The following is a 12,999-nucleotide window of genomic DNA, read 5'->3' as shown; positions in this document are numbered from 1 at the left end:
TGTCCCTTCAGAATCAGACGTAGAGGGCGTAGGCGATGCCGCTGAGGATGAGGATCACGAGGATCACTACGGGGATGAGAGCAGCCAGGCGGTGGGCCTCCTCCCTTGCGCTGTCCTGAGGGGTGATGAGGTATCGGAGGTAGCTGCCATCGCCGTCCATCAGGTTGCCTTTCACGCGGCGGCCGGGTAGCGGATGGTGTCCGCGCCGAGCCGGTAGAGGAGGGTCGTGGCCAGAGCCTCGGCCTCGTGCTCGGCAGCGTCGATGACGGCGTCGCGTTCGGCGGGGGTGGCGTCGGGGCGCAGTCGGCCGAGGGCGATCTGCATGCTGGCGATGCCGTCGCGCTGCTCCTGCAAGGTGGCCATCAGACGGTTCCTTTCAGAGTCGGGCGGCGGCCTCACGGACCGCCTGGACGGTGTCGTACGGGGAGTCCTCCAGCGCGAAGACCTCCGCGCTGGGCAGTGCGGCGAGCATGCGGGCCGCGTGGGTGACGCATCCGTTCGCGTTGATGTACGGGTTCCACTGGACGACATGGGCCACGACCGGGCCGTCACACGGGGGTTGTGCCTGCTTGCTGTGGTTCGCGGCGGACTGGGCGGCGTCGCAGTAGGCGCTCACTCGGTGTCCTCGTCGAACGGTTCGGTGAGGATGTCGATGTACGGGGTTCCGTCTGCGGCGGTCATGAGCGACAGGAGCTCGATCAGGCCGGCGCTGTTGGGGTCGTCGATGTCGACGGGGACCGGGTCACCGTTGCCGGCCATCAGACGATGTCCAGCGGGGTGCGGACCTGGGTGGCTTCGAGGTCGGTGATCTCCTGGACCTCCGCCCGGAACTGCTGGGCCAGGGTCTCGCGCAGGCCCTTGTCCTTGGCGGCGAGGAACTGCCTTGCCGTGGTCCGGGCCTTCGTTTCGAGGGCGGCGATCTGCTCGTCGAGGGTCACTGCTTGTCCTCCTTCTTGATCGGGTCGATGGGCTTCCGCGGCCGCGGGATCCTGGGGATGACCGGCCGGTTGTCCCAGTCGGTCACTTCGTGGGCTGCGGGGGGAGGGGCGGGAGGGGCTGGTGGCCGTAGCCGCCGTTCGTGGAGTGGTCGCCGGCGCCGTCGGCGAAGGCACGGTCGTAGTGCATGGGGTCCTCCTTGCTGGGGGTGATGGTCCGCTGGCCGATCGGGGGAGCCCCGAACGCCGGCGAGGGGCGGGACGGCTGCGGGCCGGGTTCAATGGGGTCGAGGCCGGGCCAGCCGTTGTGCGGGTCAGGCATCAGGCGGCGTCCGCCAGGTCGTGCATCGCCTGGATCTTGGCCGCGACGACCGCGCGGGGGATGCGGATGGCACCGCCGCGACCGGCCTGGCCGCGGGACCACTGCTTGCCGTGGCGGATCGCTTCGAGCTCTCCGTCCTGCACCCAGCGGTAGATGGTGGGGATGCTGACCCGGAGCGCTTTCGCGACCTCCTTGACGGTCAGGACCGGTGGACTCTCGGGCAGCATGCTGAAGCCCTCCTTCCGAGGGGTTCCTCGTTGGCTGATGGACACAACTATATAGGTTCTCTTGAGAAGCTGCAATGTTCTCAGGCTGTGTTCGAGCTACCAGGGCCGCAACCTTGTGCCTTAACTTGAAAGGCGACAAGGTTTCCCGCTCTGTGCCAAAAGGAGGCGACTGATGGCTGACGAAGGCCAGCTGGACGCGTCGGCTGCCTACCTCCGAGCACCCACCAGCGGACACCGCGATGCATGGAGCGAGCTCGCACGCGCATCTGGGCGGCAGGGTGGTCAACGGCTGATTGAAGTGGGTGAAGTCGAGGCGCCAGAAGGCGTCGCCTGCGCGCTCCGTTTGCCCGTAGGGGCGCTCGTCTCGATCCGGCGCAGGGTGATCACGCTTGATGGCCGTGCAGTGGAAGTCGCAAGTTCCTACTACCCGGCCGACATAGCGGCGGGCACTCCGCTGGCGAGACCCGCACGCATTCGAGGCGGGGCTGTGGCGGTGTTGGCAGCCCTCGGGCACCAACCAGTGGTTGCTCACGAGGAAGTGGCGGCCAGGCCAGTGTCAGCAGCTGAGCTGGAGATCCTTGACGCGAACCCGTCTGACTGGGTCCTCGATCTCCTGCGAATTGCTCTGGATGTGACTGGGCGCCCTGTCGAGGTCTCTCTGATGACCATGCTGGCCGTTGGCCGGAAGCTCCACTACACCGTCGAGATCGGCTGAGATCATGAAAGAACACGACATCAGTACCACCAGTGAGGCACCGGACAAGCCGACTCTTGAGCAGGAAAAGGGCGCCTGGCCGCAACACGAACTCCTGGCGAGCTACCTGCGCGACGGCATCCTGTCCGGCGACTTCCCTGCCGGCAGCCTGCTGCCGTCGACGAGGCTCCTGCGAGAGAAGTTCGGGGTTGCACCCCAGACCATCAAGCACGCAAATGACCAACTGGCCAGCGAGGGCCTTGTCCGCAGCCACCGAGGCAAGGGCATCATCGTGCTTGATCGCCGCCCACAGACCGTGGTGCCTGCGGCGACCAAAAGGCCGGCAAACCCGGGTGACCCGTATCGCTGGATCACCGAAGCATCGAAGAGTGGGCTGCAGGGAGCGAGTGTCCTTCTCGACGTAGACGAGGTCGTTCCGCCCAAAGACGTTGCGCGGGCGCTCGGACTTGGGGCGAGTGGCGTGGCCCTTCGGCGCGAGCAAGTCCTCACGCTCGACGGCGAGCCGGCCGAATACGTGAGGGCGTACTACCCTGTGGATATCGCGCGAGGCACTGAGATCGCCGTTCGCAAGCGGATCAGGGGCGGGACGCCGCGGGTCCTTCAGGACCTTGGGTATCCGCCGCTCAGGTGTGTGGACACTGTTTCGGCGCGTGTTCCGACGCCGGACGAGGTCAAGGCCCTGGGTACGCCCACCAAGGTTCCAGTCCTCAGGACACTGCGCGTGGTTCACAGCGTTGACGACAGAGTGGTGGAGGTCGCTGTGATGGCGAAGGCAGGCCACCTCTACGAGCTGCAGTACGACTTCTAGCCCCTGCGTCGGGAGCGATCAAGCTACGGCCCTGCCTTAGTCATGGCGGGGCCGTAGTAGTTGCTAGCCGAGTTCTCCGAGGAGCCCGAATGAGCGGGCCAGGACTGTGTTCAGCTCGGCCATCTGGGGAGGGCGCAGGCGACCAGCGAAGCGTTCGAGGCGGGACTGGTCGATGGTCATCACCTGAAATCCCAGGATGTCACCGGCATCGGGGAGGGGGTCACCAGCCTGAAGGGTCACCGTGATGGGGGAGGTTTCGCGAACCCTGGTTGTCATCGCCGCGACGGTCACCGTAGGCATACGGCTATTGAACGAGTCCAGCGAGATCACGACGGCGGGCCGATGGCCGGCCTGCTCTGAACCGCGTGCTGGGTCGAAGTCCACCCAGTAGATGTCTCCCCGCTGAGGGGACGGCGGCCGCCTGAGAGGCGGAGGGCTCGGTACGGGCACTCGGACAGCTTAGTACTCGGGCCACTCCGCCGAACCCGCATCCCATGCGGCCGCAGCCCACTCTGCCGACTCGTCGGCGAATACTGCGAACGCATCTCCCAAGCCATCATCGGGGGACGGCGTGGCGGTGGCGAGTTCCACCTGTGGAGAGCTTTGCAGGGAGAGGGACAGCCAGGGGAAGCACTCCGCGAGGCTTGCTGACGGTGCGCCGACAAGTGGGTAAACCACCTGGGCGGAGTTGCTCTGAGAAGGTGCGGTGCTCATGGCTGTTCCCCCTGTGCCTCGTCGTAGATCTCGGCCGCCGACTCCAGGATCTTGATGAGCTCCTGGATACGGTCTCGTGTCAGGACGAATCTGCCAAGAGGTTTCACGGGCAGCTTATGCCCGGATTCGGCCAACCGCTCGACGATCTCTTCGTCCGAGCCGAACAGTAGGGGTGGCTCAAGGATCCCCATGGTCAGGTAGATGGAGTCTGGCCGGCCTGACGCGTTTGGAACGCCGAGCGCAACGGCGAACTGGTTGGTCGGTTGAGCAGGGCCGGCGGGGTCTTCCCACACCAGTCGGAACTTCGCGGTGTGTGCCGTGGTGCTCGTGATGGGGGGCTTGGTCACACGGACAGTCTGCCACCGTCAACTGATCAGCATGCAGGCGCCAGCCAGGTTCCGCTGCGACTGGCCACCCTAAGGGGGGAACTGCCACGTATTGGCTGCGCCTGCGATTGCAGTTCAGGGCGCGCGCAGTCCCGAGAACATTGAAACTTCTCAATAGAACCTATAAGGTTTGATGTGCTGCACAACGTAAGACGGCCCCGCAGTAGGTGCGGGGCCGCGACTTCACCGCGCGTGCAAGTGGCCTGGTAACCGGAACACGCGCAGATCGGAGATCTCCATCATGGCATTCGCCGTCAAGAGCGTCGACGTCACCCCGGCGGTGACCCGATGATCGCCGTCACCGTCGCCCGCCCCACCGAGAACACCGCCGTCGGCCTCATGCCGGTCCGTGAGCTCGGCAACCTCGGCGCCTACCACCTCGCCCGGTTCGCCCTCAAGACCGGGGACATGTACGGCGCCCGCCTGTTCACCAAGAGCTACCTGCGCGCCCTGGCCGGCGGCAAGGTGGGGGAGTCGCTGTGATCACCATGACCGCCCCGCGGATCACCGCCGGCCTCGTCCCCGTCGAGTTCGGCAACCCCGGGCCCGCGATGCACCCCGTGCAGATCGACGCCGTCACCCTGATCGTCGGCTACGACCCGCGGGTCCTCGACGCCGACCTCGTTACCACGATCCTGCAGTCCGTGCACGGCGCCGACCTCGTCATCGTCGAGGAGGTGCCTGAGTGAAGCTCCTCCAGTCCCTCCACAAGGACCAGCCTGGCGCGGCCGCCCAGATCGCCGCGACCGCGGACGACGCCCGCACGCTCGGCTTCGAGAACGTCGCGACGCACTACGAGCCCCAGACAGGCCACCACACCGTCACGGGTGACCTGCCCGCGGCGACGGCGCAGCGCACCGTCGACCGGATCCTCGGCCGCTGAGGCCTGCTTGGGCCGCCCCGTGATGGGGCGGCCCCTCGTTCACCCTCACCTTCGTGTCCAGCTGGAGAAGCCGTGTTCCTGCGTACCCCTGCCGCCGTACTGGCGGTGCGCTGATGGGGATCAAGCTGGTCGAAGAGGTCATGGACTGGTGTCCGGATGATGTGACGCCAGCGCAGCGCTGGTGTTTGACGGTGTTGGCGCGGGATGCGAACGACGCGACCCGGGAGACCTTTCACGGCCCGGAGCATCCCGAGATCCTGCGCCGGGTGCGGTTGTCGGCGAAGCGGTGGGAGGCGGTGCGGTCGTCGTTGTTGAAGCGGGGGTTGATCGAGCCGGTGTCAGGTGGGTATCGGGGGCGTGCGGGGCGGTATCGGATCGCGTGCTTGTTCGCTCCGTGTGTGATTGGGGACGGTCGAAAGACCCCTGGTTTTCGGGGGGCTTTCGGTGGCTACCAGCCGGTAAGGGGGCAGAAAGACCCTCAGGTTCCGGGGGTCAATCACTCTGAAAGCCCCCCGGAACCTGAGGGTCTTTCGTCGGAAAGCCCCCTGGAACCCGAGGGGCAATCGGCCGAAAGACCCCCGGAAACCAGGGGTCCTACTCCTCCTTCTTTCTCCTCCCAACCACCCTCCTCCCGACCCGCGCCTCCCGAGCCGCCCACCGGACCCGAGCCGGACGACGGACGGGAGGGCGGGGGGACCGCCTCACGGCGGCAGGACAACCCCGCCTACGCCGCCCTCGCCCGCATCGCAGCCCGCCACCACCAACTCGCCCTCGGCGAAAACGAGATCGCCACCCTCGCCCCACTCGTCGCCCCCTGGCTCCAGCGGACCACCGAGGCCCGCATGGAGCACGCGATCACCACGGGCATGCCCGCTACCGTCACCAACCCTGTCGGGTTCCTGCGCCGCCGGCTCGTCGAGAAGCTCCCTCCGCCGCTCGCCGCCGTCCCCGACGAAGAACGCTGCGGTCGCCCGAACTGCGACCCGATCACCCACATGGTCACCCTCCCCGGAGGCGACCAAGCGCACTGCGCCACCTGCCACCCCACCGGGCGCGCCCTCGCCCGCCGAGCCCAAGGAACCGCCGCATGACCGACCACGACGACGACCAGGCCCTCGGCCCCGTCCCGCCGCAGGACCTCCACGCCGAACGCGCCGTCCTCGGCGCCATGCACCTCGCCTCCACCGCGGTTGCCGATGCCGTCGGCACCGGCCTGCGCGGCAGCGAGTTCTACCGCCCCGCCCACGAAAAGATCTACGACGCGATCGTCGCCCTGTACGCCGCCGGCGACCCTGCCGACCCGATCACCGTGTCCCGGCAGCTGGCCGTCACCGGCGACCTGGACAGGTGCGGTGGGCCCGGCTACCTGCACACGCTCGTCAAGGCTGCTCCGGCGGCGGCGAACGCCGAGTACTACGCGGCGATCGTCCGCGAGAAGGCCCGACTGCGTACTCTCGCGGTGGCGTTGAACCGCGGCTCGCTGATGATCGCCCAGGCCGAGGGCGATCCGGCCGAGGTTGTCGAGGCGATCCAGGCGGAGATCATTGCCGCAGCCGGGAACCCGGACGGGCCGGGCGCGTCCTCGGTCGGCCTGGCCGTCGTGCGCGACACCCTGGGAGCTGCTCTCGATGCGATCGAGGCCGTCAACGAGGGCTCTACGCCGATCGGCGTCCCGTGGGGCTTCAGGGACCTGGACGCGCTGACCGGTGGCATGCACCCCGGCCAGATGATCGTCATTGCAGGGCGGCCGGGCATGGGCAAGTCCACCGGAGGTATGGACATCGCCCGGTCCGCCGCGATCGGGCACGGCCTCGGCACGGCGTTCTTCTCGCTGGAGATGTCCCGTGTCGAGATCATGAAGCGGTTGATCTGCGCCGAGGGATGCGTCCCCCTGCACCACATGCAGGTCAAGGCTGGCATGACGGATGACGACTGGACGCGGGTTGCGAAGGTCATGCCGCGGATCTCGGACGCTCCGCTGTACCTCGACGACTCGCCGGACCTGACGATGACGTCGATCCGGACGAAGGCCCGCCAGATCGCCGCTGAGACCGAGTTGAGGCTCATCGTGATCGACTACATGCAGCTGCTGCGGTCCGGGGGCGGGCACCGCTACGAGTCCCGGCAGCAGGAGGTCTCGGACCTGTCGAGGTCGATCAAGTTGCTGGCGAAGGAGTTGGAGATCCCGGTGATCGCCCTGTCGCAGCTGAACCGCGGCCCGGAGCAGCGCACCGACAAAAAGCCGATGGCGGCTGACCTGCGGGAGTCCGGGGCGATCGAGCAGGACGCCGACTTGATCATCCTGTTGCACCGTGAGGACGCCTACGACAAGGAGTCGGCGCGGGCGGGGGAGGCGGACTGGATCGTGGCGAAGAACCGGTCGGGGCCGACGTCGACGATCACGGTCGCCTTTCAGGGGCACTATGCCCGTTTCGTCGACATGGCTGCGGATCTTCGGGCAGCCTGACCACCATCACCGAAAGGAGCGCCATGAAGCGCGAGTTGAACATCATCTGCCAGACCTGACGAGGATCCGCCAGCGTGCTGACCGGCGGCCTGTGACGAGAGCGCCCCACCGTGCTTGGGACACGGTGGGGCGCTGCGGTGTTCGGCGGGCAACGTGAACACCTCGGGGTGACCACCCCTCGTGCCGTGGAACGCTACGCCTGCGGAACGGGGGAGTCCACATGTTGCGCAGCAGTCACTGCCGTGGCGGCCGGCCCCACGTCGTGTGCGTCGGCATCTGGCCCGGGCCCGGGGGATGCCCCATCCCGCCGTTGCTGTCGTGCTGTGGCGGCCCGAAATAGCCCGGCTGCCCCGGAGGTCCACCAGGGTCCTGAAAGCCCGTGTACGGGCCCTGTGGGGCCGCGACCGTCACCGTAGTCTTCGTCTTCCGGCCCATCGCCGCCGCGATCGGCCAACCAGTGATCGCCCACAGGCCACACGTGATGATCGACAGAAACACGTGCAAGCCGTGGTTCGCACCCCGCTTCGTCACCCGCGTCTGCCGCTGCGGACCAGGCGGGGGAGGGTAGTTCTGGTAGGACAAGGCGCTGCTCCTCGACTCCGGAGAACTGACTCGCCGAGCCTCCCAGGACCCACCCCCGGCCCGTCGGCGACGTGATGAACCTGTGACGTCACCGCACCCCAGCCGACTCCCGCGCCACCAACTCGCCCGCCTGCAACCGGCAATCCCGCCACACCACGAACCACCGCCGCCACGCCAGATACTGCGCCTCGCGGTCGAACCACGTCTCCAACGGCAACCGCTCCGGACACCCGTCCGGCAACGGCGCCACCCACTCGATGTTCGCCGCCGGCAACTCCGCGCGGATCACCTCCCGCTCCACGGCGATCGCATCGTTCCCGCCGCACTGCAGCCACTCGACAGTCGTCCGCGACCGGTCCACGTCCCGCCACCACGGCGTCGCCTTGCGGTGCTCCCGGAACCGGCGCTCCGGCGCCGTCGACAAGCCGACATACAGCAGCAGCCCGTTCCCGTCGTACAGCCGGTACAGGCCCGTCGGGCCATTCCAGAACGCGGCGTTGCGGGCCGCCACCTTCACGTCCCAACAGGGCCGACACCGGTCACCGGGCCACCGGCCGGGAGAGTGCTGGCCGCAGTCACGGCAAGGGCCGGCGCCCTGCGATCCGAGGAGCTCCATTCAGGTCAGATGGCCCGCACTCGGGGCTGGCTCTCCGTGACCCGGTACCTGGCCGACTCGACCACGGACGCGGGGAACACGAACACCGTGTACTCGCCGCTCGGGTCCGGGGGGACGGTGCTGGAGGACCGCGTGTCGACGTGCACGAAGCCGTTGTCGAACGCCACCCGGACGTTCGCCAGCTGGTCGAGGAGGAGGGACTGGTGGCCCGGGGACGGGATGAGCTTGTCCTTGAGGCGGAGCTCGACTCCGCGGATCCACTGCAGAGAATTGTTCATGGCGGGAGGCTAGCGGCGGGGTCGGACAATCAGCCCCCGCCGGTCGGCGCGAACGGCGTGTCGCTGTGGGGGACTTCCGCTCTGCCGGATGTGCTGGCTACAATCGCCGCCACGTCGGCCGGGTGCCCCAAGCCCGGACCACGACCAGTCGAAGGCTCCACCCGCGCCAGGGTGGGGCCTTCTTGCGTTCCCGGACCAAGGAGACCCTCGTGCCCCACTGCAACCGGCTCGCCGGCCACTGCACCGAGACCGGCGACCACTGGCTCCACTACGGACCCACTCACGCGATCCCCGCCCCGCCGGCGGCAGGCCACCCGAACCTGGTCGACCTACGGCTGGAGGAGTACGAGGAAGGCGGGCCGCTCCTCGTCCTCGCCTGGGGCGGTGATACCGCCAGTCTCAGCCCGGGCGGGGCGCTGCTCCTCGCCGCCCACTTCGTGCGGTTCGCGGCCCGCATGGTCGTCGCGGCCGTCCAGCTGGCGAAGGCCCGCCGCACCGCCTGAACCCCGCCACTGCAAGCCCCCGCCCACTCGGGCCGGGGGCTTTCTTCATGCCCGCACACACAAGGCCCCGCCGAGTCGGCGGGGCCTCTCATACTTGGGCAGGGTGGAGTCGACGCGCTGTGCCTGATCATGGCCAGCTGATGGTGGTGGGTCGATGCCAAATGTGCTGATCAGTCTCCGAGAACCTCTCCCATCGATCGTCGGGTCCTGAGTCCAGGAGCCGCTCGATGGTTGACTCGGCCCACTGCGCGAAGGCTGCGCGCTGTGCACCCTTCACTCCGCGCTTGACTGCCACCTTCAACAGATAGCCGGCCTGGGCCCGCCGGGCGAGGACGAGGCCGTCGTGGCGCGGGTCTGCGTCTGGGGGCAGGTCAGTCTCCAAGATCCTGATCCCACGGCGAAGCAGGAGCTCTTCTCCAGTGTTCACGAGGCGTCGGCACCGTCCGTCGGGCGTCGCGTCGCTTCGGCTTGCTCGGCGATGGCGAGCGGCACCATAGCGGCGATCCGTCGACCGCGGCTGGTCAGGTAGGTGATGCGGCCGTGAGCGGCCGCCGCGTTGATGACGTCGGCGAGGTTGGCACGGACGTCGGCAGTGCTCATCTCAACGGCTTCGTTATTCATGAACGGGAGTGTACTCCGGCGTTCGTTCATGTACACTGGTGTACATGAATGTGGATCGGGGGTCGAGGATTCCCCGGAGGCACTCGTCCTGCTATCACGTCGGATACTCACTGAACTGCAATGAGTACGACGATCTTCGCGGGCTGGCCGCCGGTCGCTGCATGATGTGCAGCGAAGCAACCGCCCGGCTCTACATCGACCACGACCACCAACTTGGGACGTGGGCCGTTCGCGGCCTGATATGCCACACCTGCAACCAGGGCCTGAGGTACGTCGATGCGGGCACCAGGCACGCTGGCCCGGAAGTCAACGAGTACCTCGCCCGTGCCTGGCATCGCGATCAGCCAACCAGCGCCGCCAAGCAGGCCCGCTCGCGAAAGCGTGTCGCCTGCCCAACTTGCGGGCGTGATACCGCGATCAAACGGGACGGATCTTTATTCCGGCACTGGTCACGCCTGTCGGGTCCCACGCGTTACCGCGACGCCAGCGTCGACGCCGGCCCCCGCATCATCCGCCACTGAAACCGAGGAACCGATGACCCCCTTGCCGCCCGACCTGCTCGACCACCTCGCCGCCGTCGGCAACAGGGCCCTCAGCGACCACTACCACGACGACCTCTGCGGCTGCTCCCCGTGGCCCAACTCCTGCGTCAGCCGGTACAACGCCAGTGGCTGGGACACCAGCGCGTTCGACATCGCCCTGCCCGCCATCACCGCCGCATACGAGAAGGCCAAGGCGCAGCAGTAACCGTGGACGCCACGCACATCAGCTACCACCTCGGCGACCGAACCACCCACCCCGGAACCCGCCGCACCTGTACCGACTGCACCGTCGAAGACCAGTGGTTCCGCACCAGACAAGCCCCATGCCCCCAGTGCGGAACCCCCCTCGCCACGCGAGACCTCTACGACGGCACCATCCCCGCCCACAACTGCCAAGCCAAGGAGCAGCAGTGACCACGCCGAAGCGCAAGGCCAAGCCGTGGGCCGTCGTCCTCAATGCCCCCGGCGGCCCGCTCCGCACCGAGCACACCAGCGAAGCCAAGGCCTACGAGCACGTCCGCGCCGAACTCGCCGCTGCCCGCGCCGGCGCCAGCCGCGTCACCCGCATCCGAGTCGAGCAGTGGGACCGGCCGGCCGGCCGGTGGCAGCTGTTCGACCTCATCGACCCGAAGGAGCAGCAGTGACTCCCGACGACATCCCCACCAGCGTCACCAGCCTCGTCTACACCGATCCGTCCGGCATCGTCCTCAGCCAGAACCAGGCCGCCGCGTTCCTCGCCCACTACTGGCCCGCCATCGATCAGGACCGCGGGCCCGCTCCCTGGCGCGAGACAGCCCACCCCCGCTATGGCGAGGACGGCCAGTGGATCGACTCCCGCGACTGCACCAAGGCCGCCCGGATCGCCCGGGGACAGCAGTGACCACGAACGGAGGCGCCTCCGCCTCCTATGTCTGGTGCTTTGACCACGGCCGCACCCACAACTTCTCCCACGGCGCCTGGTGCACCGCATGGTGGACCCCGCTCACCGGGAACACCGAAGCCGAAGCGCTGACCGACAAGACCAACCGGTTCGGCGACGCAGTGTTCTACAACGACCTGCCGACCGACCAGCAGATCGCACTCGCCAACGCATGGCAGGACGGTGCCGACCACTCCGACTGCATCCAGCCCCACCGCACCGTCGACGGCTACACCGACTGCGACGGCCAACCCCTCTGACTCTGAGGAGTAGCAGTGATCCGCAAGGTCTACCTCGACACCGAGTTCATCCCCTCCGACCCCACCACCAGCGGCCTCATCAGCATCGGCCTCACCGACAACCAAGGCCGCGACTACTACGCTGTCAACGGCGACATCAACCCGCCCGACGTTGCCTTCCACCCTTGGCTCGGCAAGCATGTCTGGCCCTACCTCCCGAAGAACAACGCCGGGTTCCTCGATCACTTCCACCCCGACGTCAAGCCGCTCGCGCAGATCCGCAAGGACATCGCCCGCTACTTCGCCGATCACCAGCCAGCCCATCTCTACGCCTGGTACGGCGGCCAGGACATCTGCCGCCTCCACTCCCTCTGGGACAACGACTGGTCCCGCATGCCCGAAGACATCCCGCAGTGGTTCCACGAACTGCAGTCCCTTGCCTGGCAATCCGGCAACCCGCAACTACCGCAGCAAGACGGCGGCGAGCACCACGCCCTCGCCGACGCCAAGTACAACCGGCAGCTCCACGAGTTCCTGAGCGGAGTGAAGCGATGAGAGTGCCCCGTTTCGGGTTCACCGTCGAGTACATCAAGGAACTCTGGCTCGACGACGACAACAAGCCCGGCTGGAAGGTCCACCTCCCCCACCAGTGTGACAACTGGCGCATCGACGCTGACACCGCCTACGCCGACCCCAGCAGCCAACAGGCCGCGCTGTACAGCCTCGACAAGTTCATCGCCGAGGCGCAGCAGGCCCGTGCCGCGCTGGCCCGGGGCGAGCAGTACCCGCCAGCCGAGGGGTAGAGGTGAAGGCACCCCGGAGACCACGAAGGCCCCGCCACGATCGCAGTGGCGGGGCCTCTTCGTCTCCTATGGCTCGCGTTGCCCGGGTATCTGGACCCAGCCACGTGCCGCAGCGCCGTCGCGCAGCCAGGCGACGGCGAAGTCGAGGAAGAGATCCTGCGGACGCTGGTCCTCGGGCAGGCCCAGGATCGCGACGAGCCGGCCAGCAGGAGTGTTGCCGGTATCGCACCGGAGGCACAGGAACAGCTCGATGCCGTCGCCGAGGGGAAGGTGGGCGGTGAGAGCGGCCGGTTCGCCGCAGCGGGGGCAGGGCGGCATGTCGCCGGTGCGGTTCACTTGGAAGTCGGCCATGTCGGTCAATGCGGGCTCCTCCCTGAGGGGTGGCCAGGATGATCCCGGTGATCATGCGGAGTCAATACCTTGATCCGCAACAGGCCGC

29 protein-coding genes are annotated in these 12,999 nt (G+C 67.7%); 16 read left to right on the top strand and 13 right to left on the bottom strand.

The genetic code is table 11. The features are described from left to right. Window positions 1-13: 13 nt before the first annotated feature. From ACGFZP_RS13110 to ACGFZP_RS13080, 7 genes are all read right to left on the bottom strand, one after another. On the bottom strand, window positions 14-175 hold the full coding sequence (locus ACGFZP_RS13110) for a hypothetical protein (RefSeq protein ID WP_392931629.1): 162 nt from the start codon (window positions 173-175) through the stop codon (window positions 14-16). Continuing rightward, entirely contained in the window at window positions 172-363 is a 192-nt protein-coding gene (locus tag ACGFZP_RS13105) for a hypothetical protein (protein ID WP_392931627.1), read from the bottom strand. Before ACGFZP_RS13105 ends, ACGFZP_RS13110 begins: the two co-directional genes overlap by 4 nt. Before the next feature lie 13 nt (window positions 364-376). Then, complete coding sequence (locus ACGFZP_RS13100) at window positions 377-616, bottom strand: hypothetical protein (protein WP_392931626.1); 240 nt, start codon at window positions 614-616, stop codon at window positions 377-379. Beyond that, window positions 613-759, bottom strand: a complete 147-nt coding sequence (locus ACGFZP_RS13095) for a hypothetical protein (RefSeq protein ID WP_392931624.1) — start codon at window positions 757-759, stop codon at window positions 613-615. Before ACGFZP_RS13095 ends, ACGFZP_RS13100 begins: the two co-directional genes overlap by 4 nt. Next, window positions 759-938: a hypothetical protein gene (locus ACGFZP_RS13090; RefSeq protein WP_392931622.1), complete on the bottom strand. Its 180-nt coding sequence runs from the start codon at window positions 936-938 to the stop codon at window positions 759-761. The genes ACGFZP_RS13095 and ACGFZP_RS13090 overlap by 1 nt, the downstream gene beginning before the upstream one ends. 82 nt (window positions 939-1,020) lie before the next feature. Continuing rightward, complete coding sequence (locus ACGFZP_RS13085; RefSeq protein WP_392931620.1) at window positions 1,021-1,257, bottom strand: hypothetical protein; 237 nt, start codon at window positions 1,255-1,257, stop codon at window positions 1,021-1,023. Continuing rightward, entirely contained in the window at window positions 1,257-1,484 is a 228-nt protein-coding gene (locus ACGFZP_RS13080; RefSeq protein WP_392931618.1) for a helix-turn-helix domain-containing protein, read from the bottom strand. Before ACGFZP_RS13080 ends, ACGFZP_RS13085 begins: the two co-directional genes overlap by 1 nt. A gap of 172 nt (window positions 1,485-1,656) precedes the next feature. Between ACGFZP_RS13080 and ACGFZP_RS13075 the strand changes: the two genes are divergently transcribed. Continuing rightward, the gene (locus ACGFZP_RS13075; protein WP_392931617.1) at window positions 1,657-2,199 is read left to right on the top strand and encodes a UTRA domain-containing protein; all 543 of its coding nucleotides are present in this window, start codon (window positions 1,657-1,659) and stop codon (window positions 2,197-2,199) included. 4 nt (window positions 2,200-2,203) lie between these two features. Then, the gene (locus tag ACGFZP_RS13070) at window positions 2,204-3,007 is read left to right on the top strand and encodes a GntR family transcriptional regulator (protein WP_392931615.1); all 804 of its coding nucleotides are present in this window, start codon (window positions 2,204-2,206) and stop codon (window positions 3,005-3,007) included. A 63-nt stretch (window positions 3,008-3,070) separates the two neighbouring features. On the opposite strand, the gene ACGFZP_RS13065 is transcribed toward ACGFZP_RS13070, so the two are convergent. Both ACGFZP_RS13065 and ACGFZP_RS13060 read right to left on the bottom strand, forming a co-directional pair. After that, entirely contained in the window at window positions 3,071-3,457 is a 387-nt protein-coding gene (locus ACGFZP_RS13065; protein WP_392931614.1) for a type II toxin-antitoxin system PemK/MazF family toxin, read from the bottom strand. Window positions 3,458-3,717: 260 nt separating this feature from the next. Then, window positions 3,718-4,068 (bottom strand): hypothetical protein, encoded by a 351-nt coding sequence (locus ACGFZP_RS13060; RefSeq protein ID WP_392931612.1) that lies wholly within the window; start codon window positions 4,066-4,068, stop codon window positions 3,718-3,720. Window positions 4,069-4,395: 327 nt separating this feature from the next. On the opposite strand from ACGFZP_RS13060, the gene ACGFZP_RS13055 reads away from it, so the two are divergent. From ACGFZP_RS13055 to dnaB, 5 genes are all read left to right on the top strand, one after another. Further along, window positions 4,396-4,590 carry a hypothetical protein gene (locus tag ACGFZP_RS13055; protein WP_392931611.1) on the top strand — a complete coding sequence of 65 codons (195 nt, stop codon included), beginning with the start codon at window positions 4,396-4,398 and terminating at the stop codon, window positions 4,588-4,590. After that, window positions 4,587-4,796, top strand: a complete 210-nt coding sequence (locus ACGFZP_RS13050; RefSeq protein WP_392931609.1) for a hypothetical protein — start codon at window positions 4,587-4,589, stop codon at window positions 4,794-4,796. The genes ACGFZP_RS13055 and ACGFZP_RS13050 overlap by 4 nt, the downstream gene beginning before the upstream one ends. Then, entirely contained in the window at window positions 4,793-4,990 is a 198-nt protein-coding gene (locus tag ACGFZP_RS13045) for a hypothetical protein (protein WP_392931607.1), read from the top strand. The genes ACGFZP_RS13050 and ACGFZP_RS13045 overlap by 4 nt, the downstream gene beginning before the upstream one ends. 842 nt (window positions 4,991-5,832) lie before the next feature. Then, window positions 5,833-6,081 carry a hypothetical protein gene (locus tag ACGFZP_RS13040; RefSeq protein WP_392931606.1) on the top strand — a complete coding sequence of 83 codons (249 nt, stop codon included), beginning with the start codon at window positions 5,833-5,835 and terminating at the stop codon, window positions 6,079-6,081. Beyond that, window positions 6,078-7,457, top strand: coding sequence for a replicative DNA helicase (dnaB, locus tag ACGFZP_RS13035; protein WP_392931604.1), 1,380 nt, complete (start codon window positions 6,078-6,080; stop codon window positions 7,455-7,457). The genes ACGFZP_RS13040 and dnaB overlap by 4 nt, the downstream gene beginning before the upstream one ends. Window positions 7,458-8,127: 670 nt before the next feature. Here the strand turns inward: dnaB and ACGFZP_RS13030 are convergent. Together ACGFZP_RS13030 and ACGFZP_RS13025 are read right to left on the bottom strand one after the other, a co-directional pair. Next, complete coding sequence (locus ACGFZP_RS13030) at window positions 8,128-8,550, bottom strand: GIY-YIG nuclease family protein (RefSeq protein ID WP_392931603.1); 423 nt, start codon at window positions 8,548-8,550, stop codon at window positions 8,128-8,130. Between the two features lie 110 nt (window positions 8,551-8,660). Continuing rightward, a complete protein-coding gene (locus ACGFZP_RS13025; protein ID WP_392931601.1) occupies window positions 8,661-8,933 on the bottom strand; it encodes a hypothetical protein in 273 nt (90 codons plus the stop codon). A gap of 209 nt (window positions 8,934-9,142) precedes the next feature. Here ACGFZP_RS13025 and ACGFZP_RS13020 point away from each other — a divergent pair, with 209 nt between their 5' ends. Then, complete coding sequence (locus tag ACGFZP_RS13020) at window positions 9,143-9,436, top strand: DUF6907 domain-containing protein (protein WP_392931599.1); 294 nt, start codon at window positions 9,143-9,145, stop codon at window positions 9,434-9,436. Window positions 9,437-9,859: 423 nt separating this feature from the next. Here the strand turns inward: ACGFZP_RS13020 and ACGFZP_RS13015 are convergent, their stop codons facing one another. After that, entirely contained in the window at window positions 9,860-10,057 is a 198-nt protein-coding gene (locus ACGFZP_RS13015) for a type II toxin-antitoxin system prevent-host-death family antitoxin (RefSeq protein WP_392931597.1), read from the bottom strand. 44 nt (window positions 10,058-10,101) lie between these two features. Here ACGFZP_RS13015 and ACGFZP_RS13010 point away from each other — a divergent pair, with 44 nt between their 5' ends. From ACGFZP_RS13010 to ACGFZP_RS12975, 8 genes are read left to right on the top strand one after another with little or no spacing between them, the layout of a single operon-like run. Then, a complete protein-coding gene (locus ACGFZP_RS13010) occupies window positions 10,102-10,578 on the top strand; it encodes an endonuclease domain-containing protein (RefSeq protein ID WP_392931595.1) in 477 nt (158 codons plus the stop codon). 13 nt (window positions 10,579-10,591) lie between these two features. Further along, window positions 10,592-10,804 (top strand): hypothetical protein, encoded by a 213-nt coding sequence (locus tag ACGFZP_RS13005; protein ID WP_392931593.1) that lies wholly within the window; start codon window positions 10,592-10,594, stop codon window positions 10,802-10,804. Between the two features lie 2 nt (window positions 10,805-10,806). Further along, window positions 10,807-11,013 (top strand): hypothetical protein, encoded by a 207-nt coding sequence (locus ACGFZP_RS13000; RefSeq protein ID WP_392931591.1) that lies wholly within the window; start codon window positions 10,807-10,809, stop codon window positions 11,011-11,013. Then, the gene (locus ACGFZP_RS12995) at window positions 11,010-11,243 is read left to right on the top strand and encodes a hypothetical protein (RefSeq protein ID WP_392931590.1); all 234 of its coding nucleotides are present in this window, start codon (window positions 11,010-11,012) and stop codon (window positions 11,241-11,243) included. The genes ACGFZP_RS13000 and ACGFZP_RS12995 overlap by 4 nt, the downstream gene beginning before the upstream one ends. Further along, window positions 11,240-11,479, top strand: coding sequence for a hypothetical protein (locus ACGFZP_RS12990; protein WP_392931588.1), 240 nt, complete (start codon window positions 11,240-11,242; stop codon window positions 11,477-11,479). The genes ACGFZP_RS12995 and ACGFZP_RS12990 overlap by 4 nt, the downstream gene beginning before the upstream one ends. Next, complete coding sequence (locus ACGFZP_RS12985; protein ID WP_392931586.1) at window positions 11,476-11,778, top strand: hypothetical protein; 303 nt, start codon at window positions 11,476-11,478, stop codon at window positions 11,776-11,778. The genes ACGFZP_RS12990 and ACGFZP_RS12985 overlap by 4 nt, the downstream gene beginning before the upstream one ends. Window positions 11,779-11,793: 15 nt before the next feature. Then, on the top strand, window positions 11,794-12,312 hold the full coding sequence (locus ACGFZP_RS12980; RefSeq protein WP_392931584.1) for a hypothetical protein: 519 nt from the start codon (window positions 11,794-11,796) through the stop codon (window positions 12,310-12,312). Beyond that, entirely contained in the window at window positions 12,309-12,560 is a 252-nt protein-coding gene (locus ACGFZP_RS12975) for a hypothetical protein (protein WP_392931582.1), read from the top strand. Before ACGFZP_RS12980 ends, ACGFZP_RS12975 begins: the two co-directional genes overlap by 4 nt. Window positions 12,561-12,626: 66 nt before the next feature. On the opposite strand, the gene ACGFZP_RS12970 is transcribed toward ACGFZP_RS12975, so the two are convergent. Beyond that, window positions 12,627-12,911 carry a DUF6300 family protein gene (locus ACGFZP_RS12970; RefSeq protein WP_392932238.1) on the bottom strand — a complete coding sequence of 95 codons (285 nt, stop codon included), beginning with the start codon at window positions 12,909-12,911 and terminating at the stop codon, window positions 12,627-12,629. Window positions 12,912-12,999 lie beyond the last annotated feature (88 nt).

It is taken from the genome of Kitasatospora sp. NPDC048239 (assembly GCF_043202015.1).
In the GTDB taxonomy this organism is placed as follows: domain Bacteria; phylum Actinomycetota; class Actinomycetes; order Streptomycetales; family Streptomycetaceae; genus Kitasatospora.
This window is presented reverse-complemented; position numbering and strand designations above follow the sequence as displayed.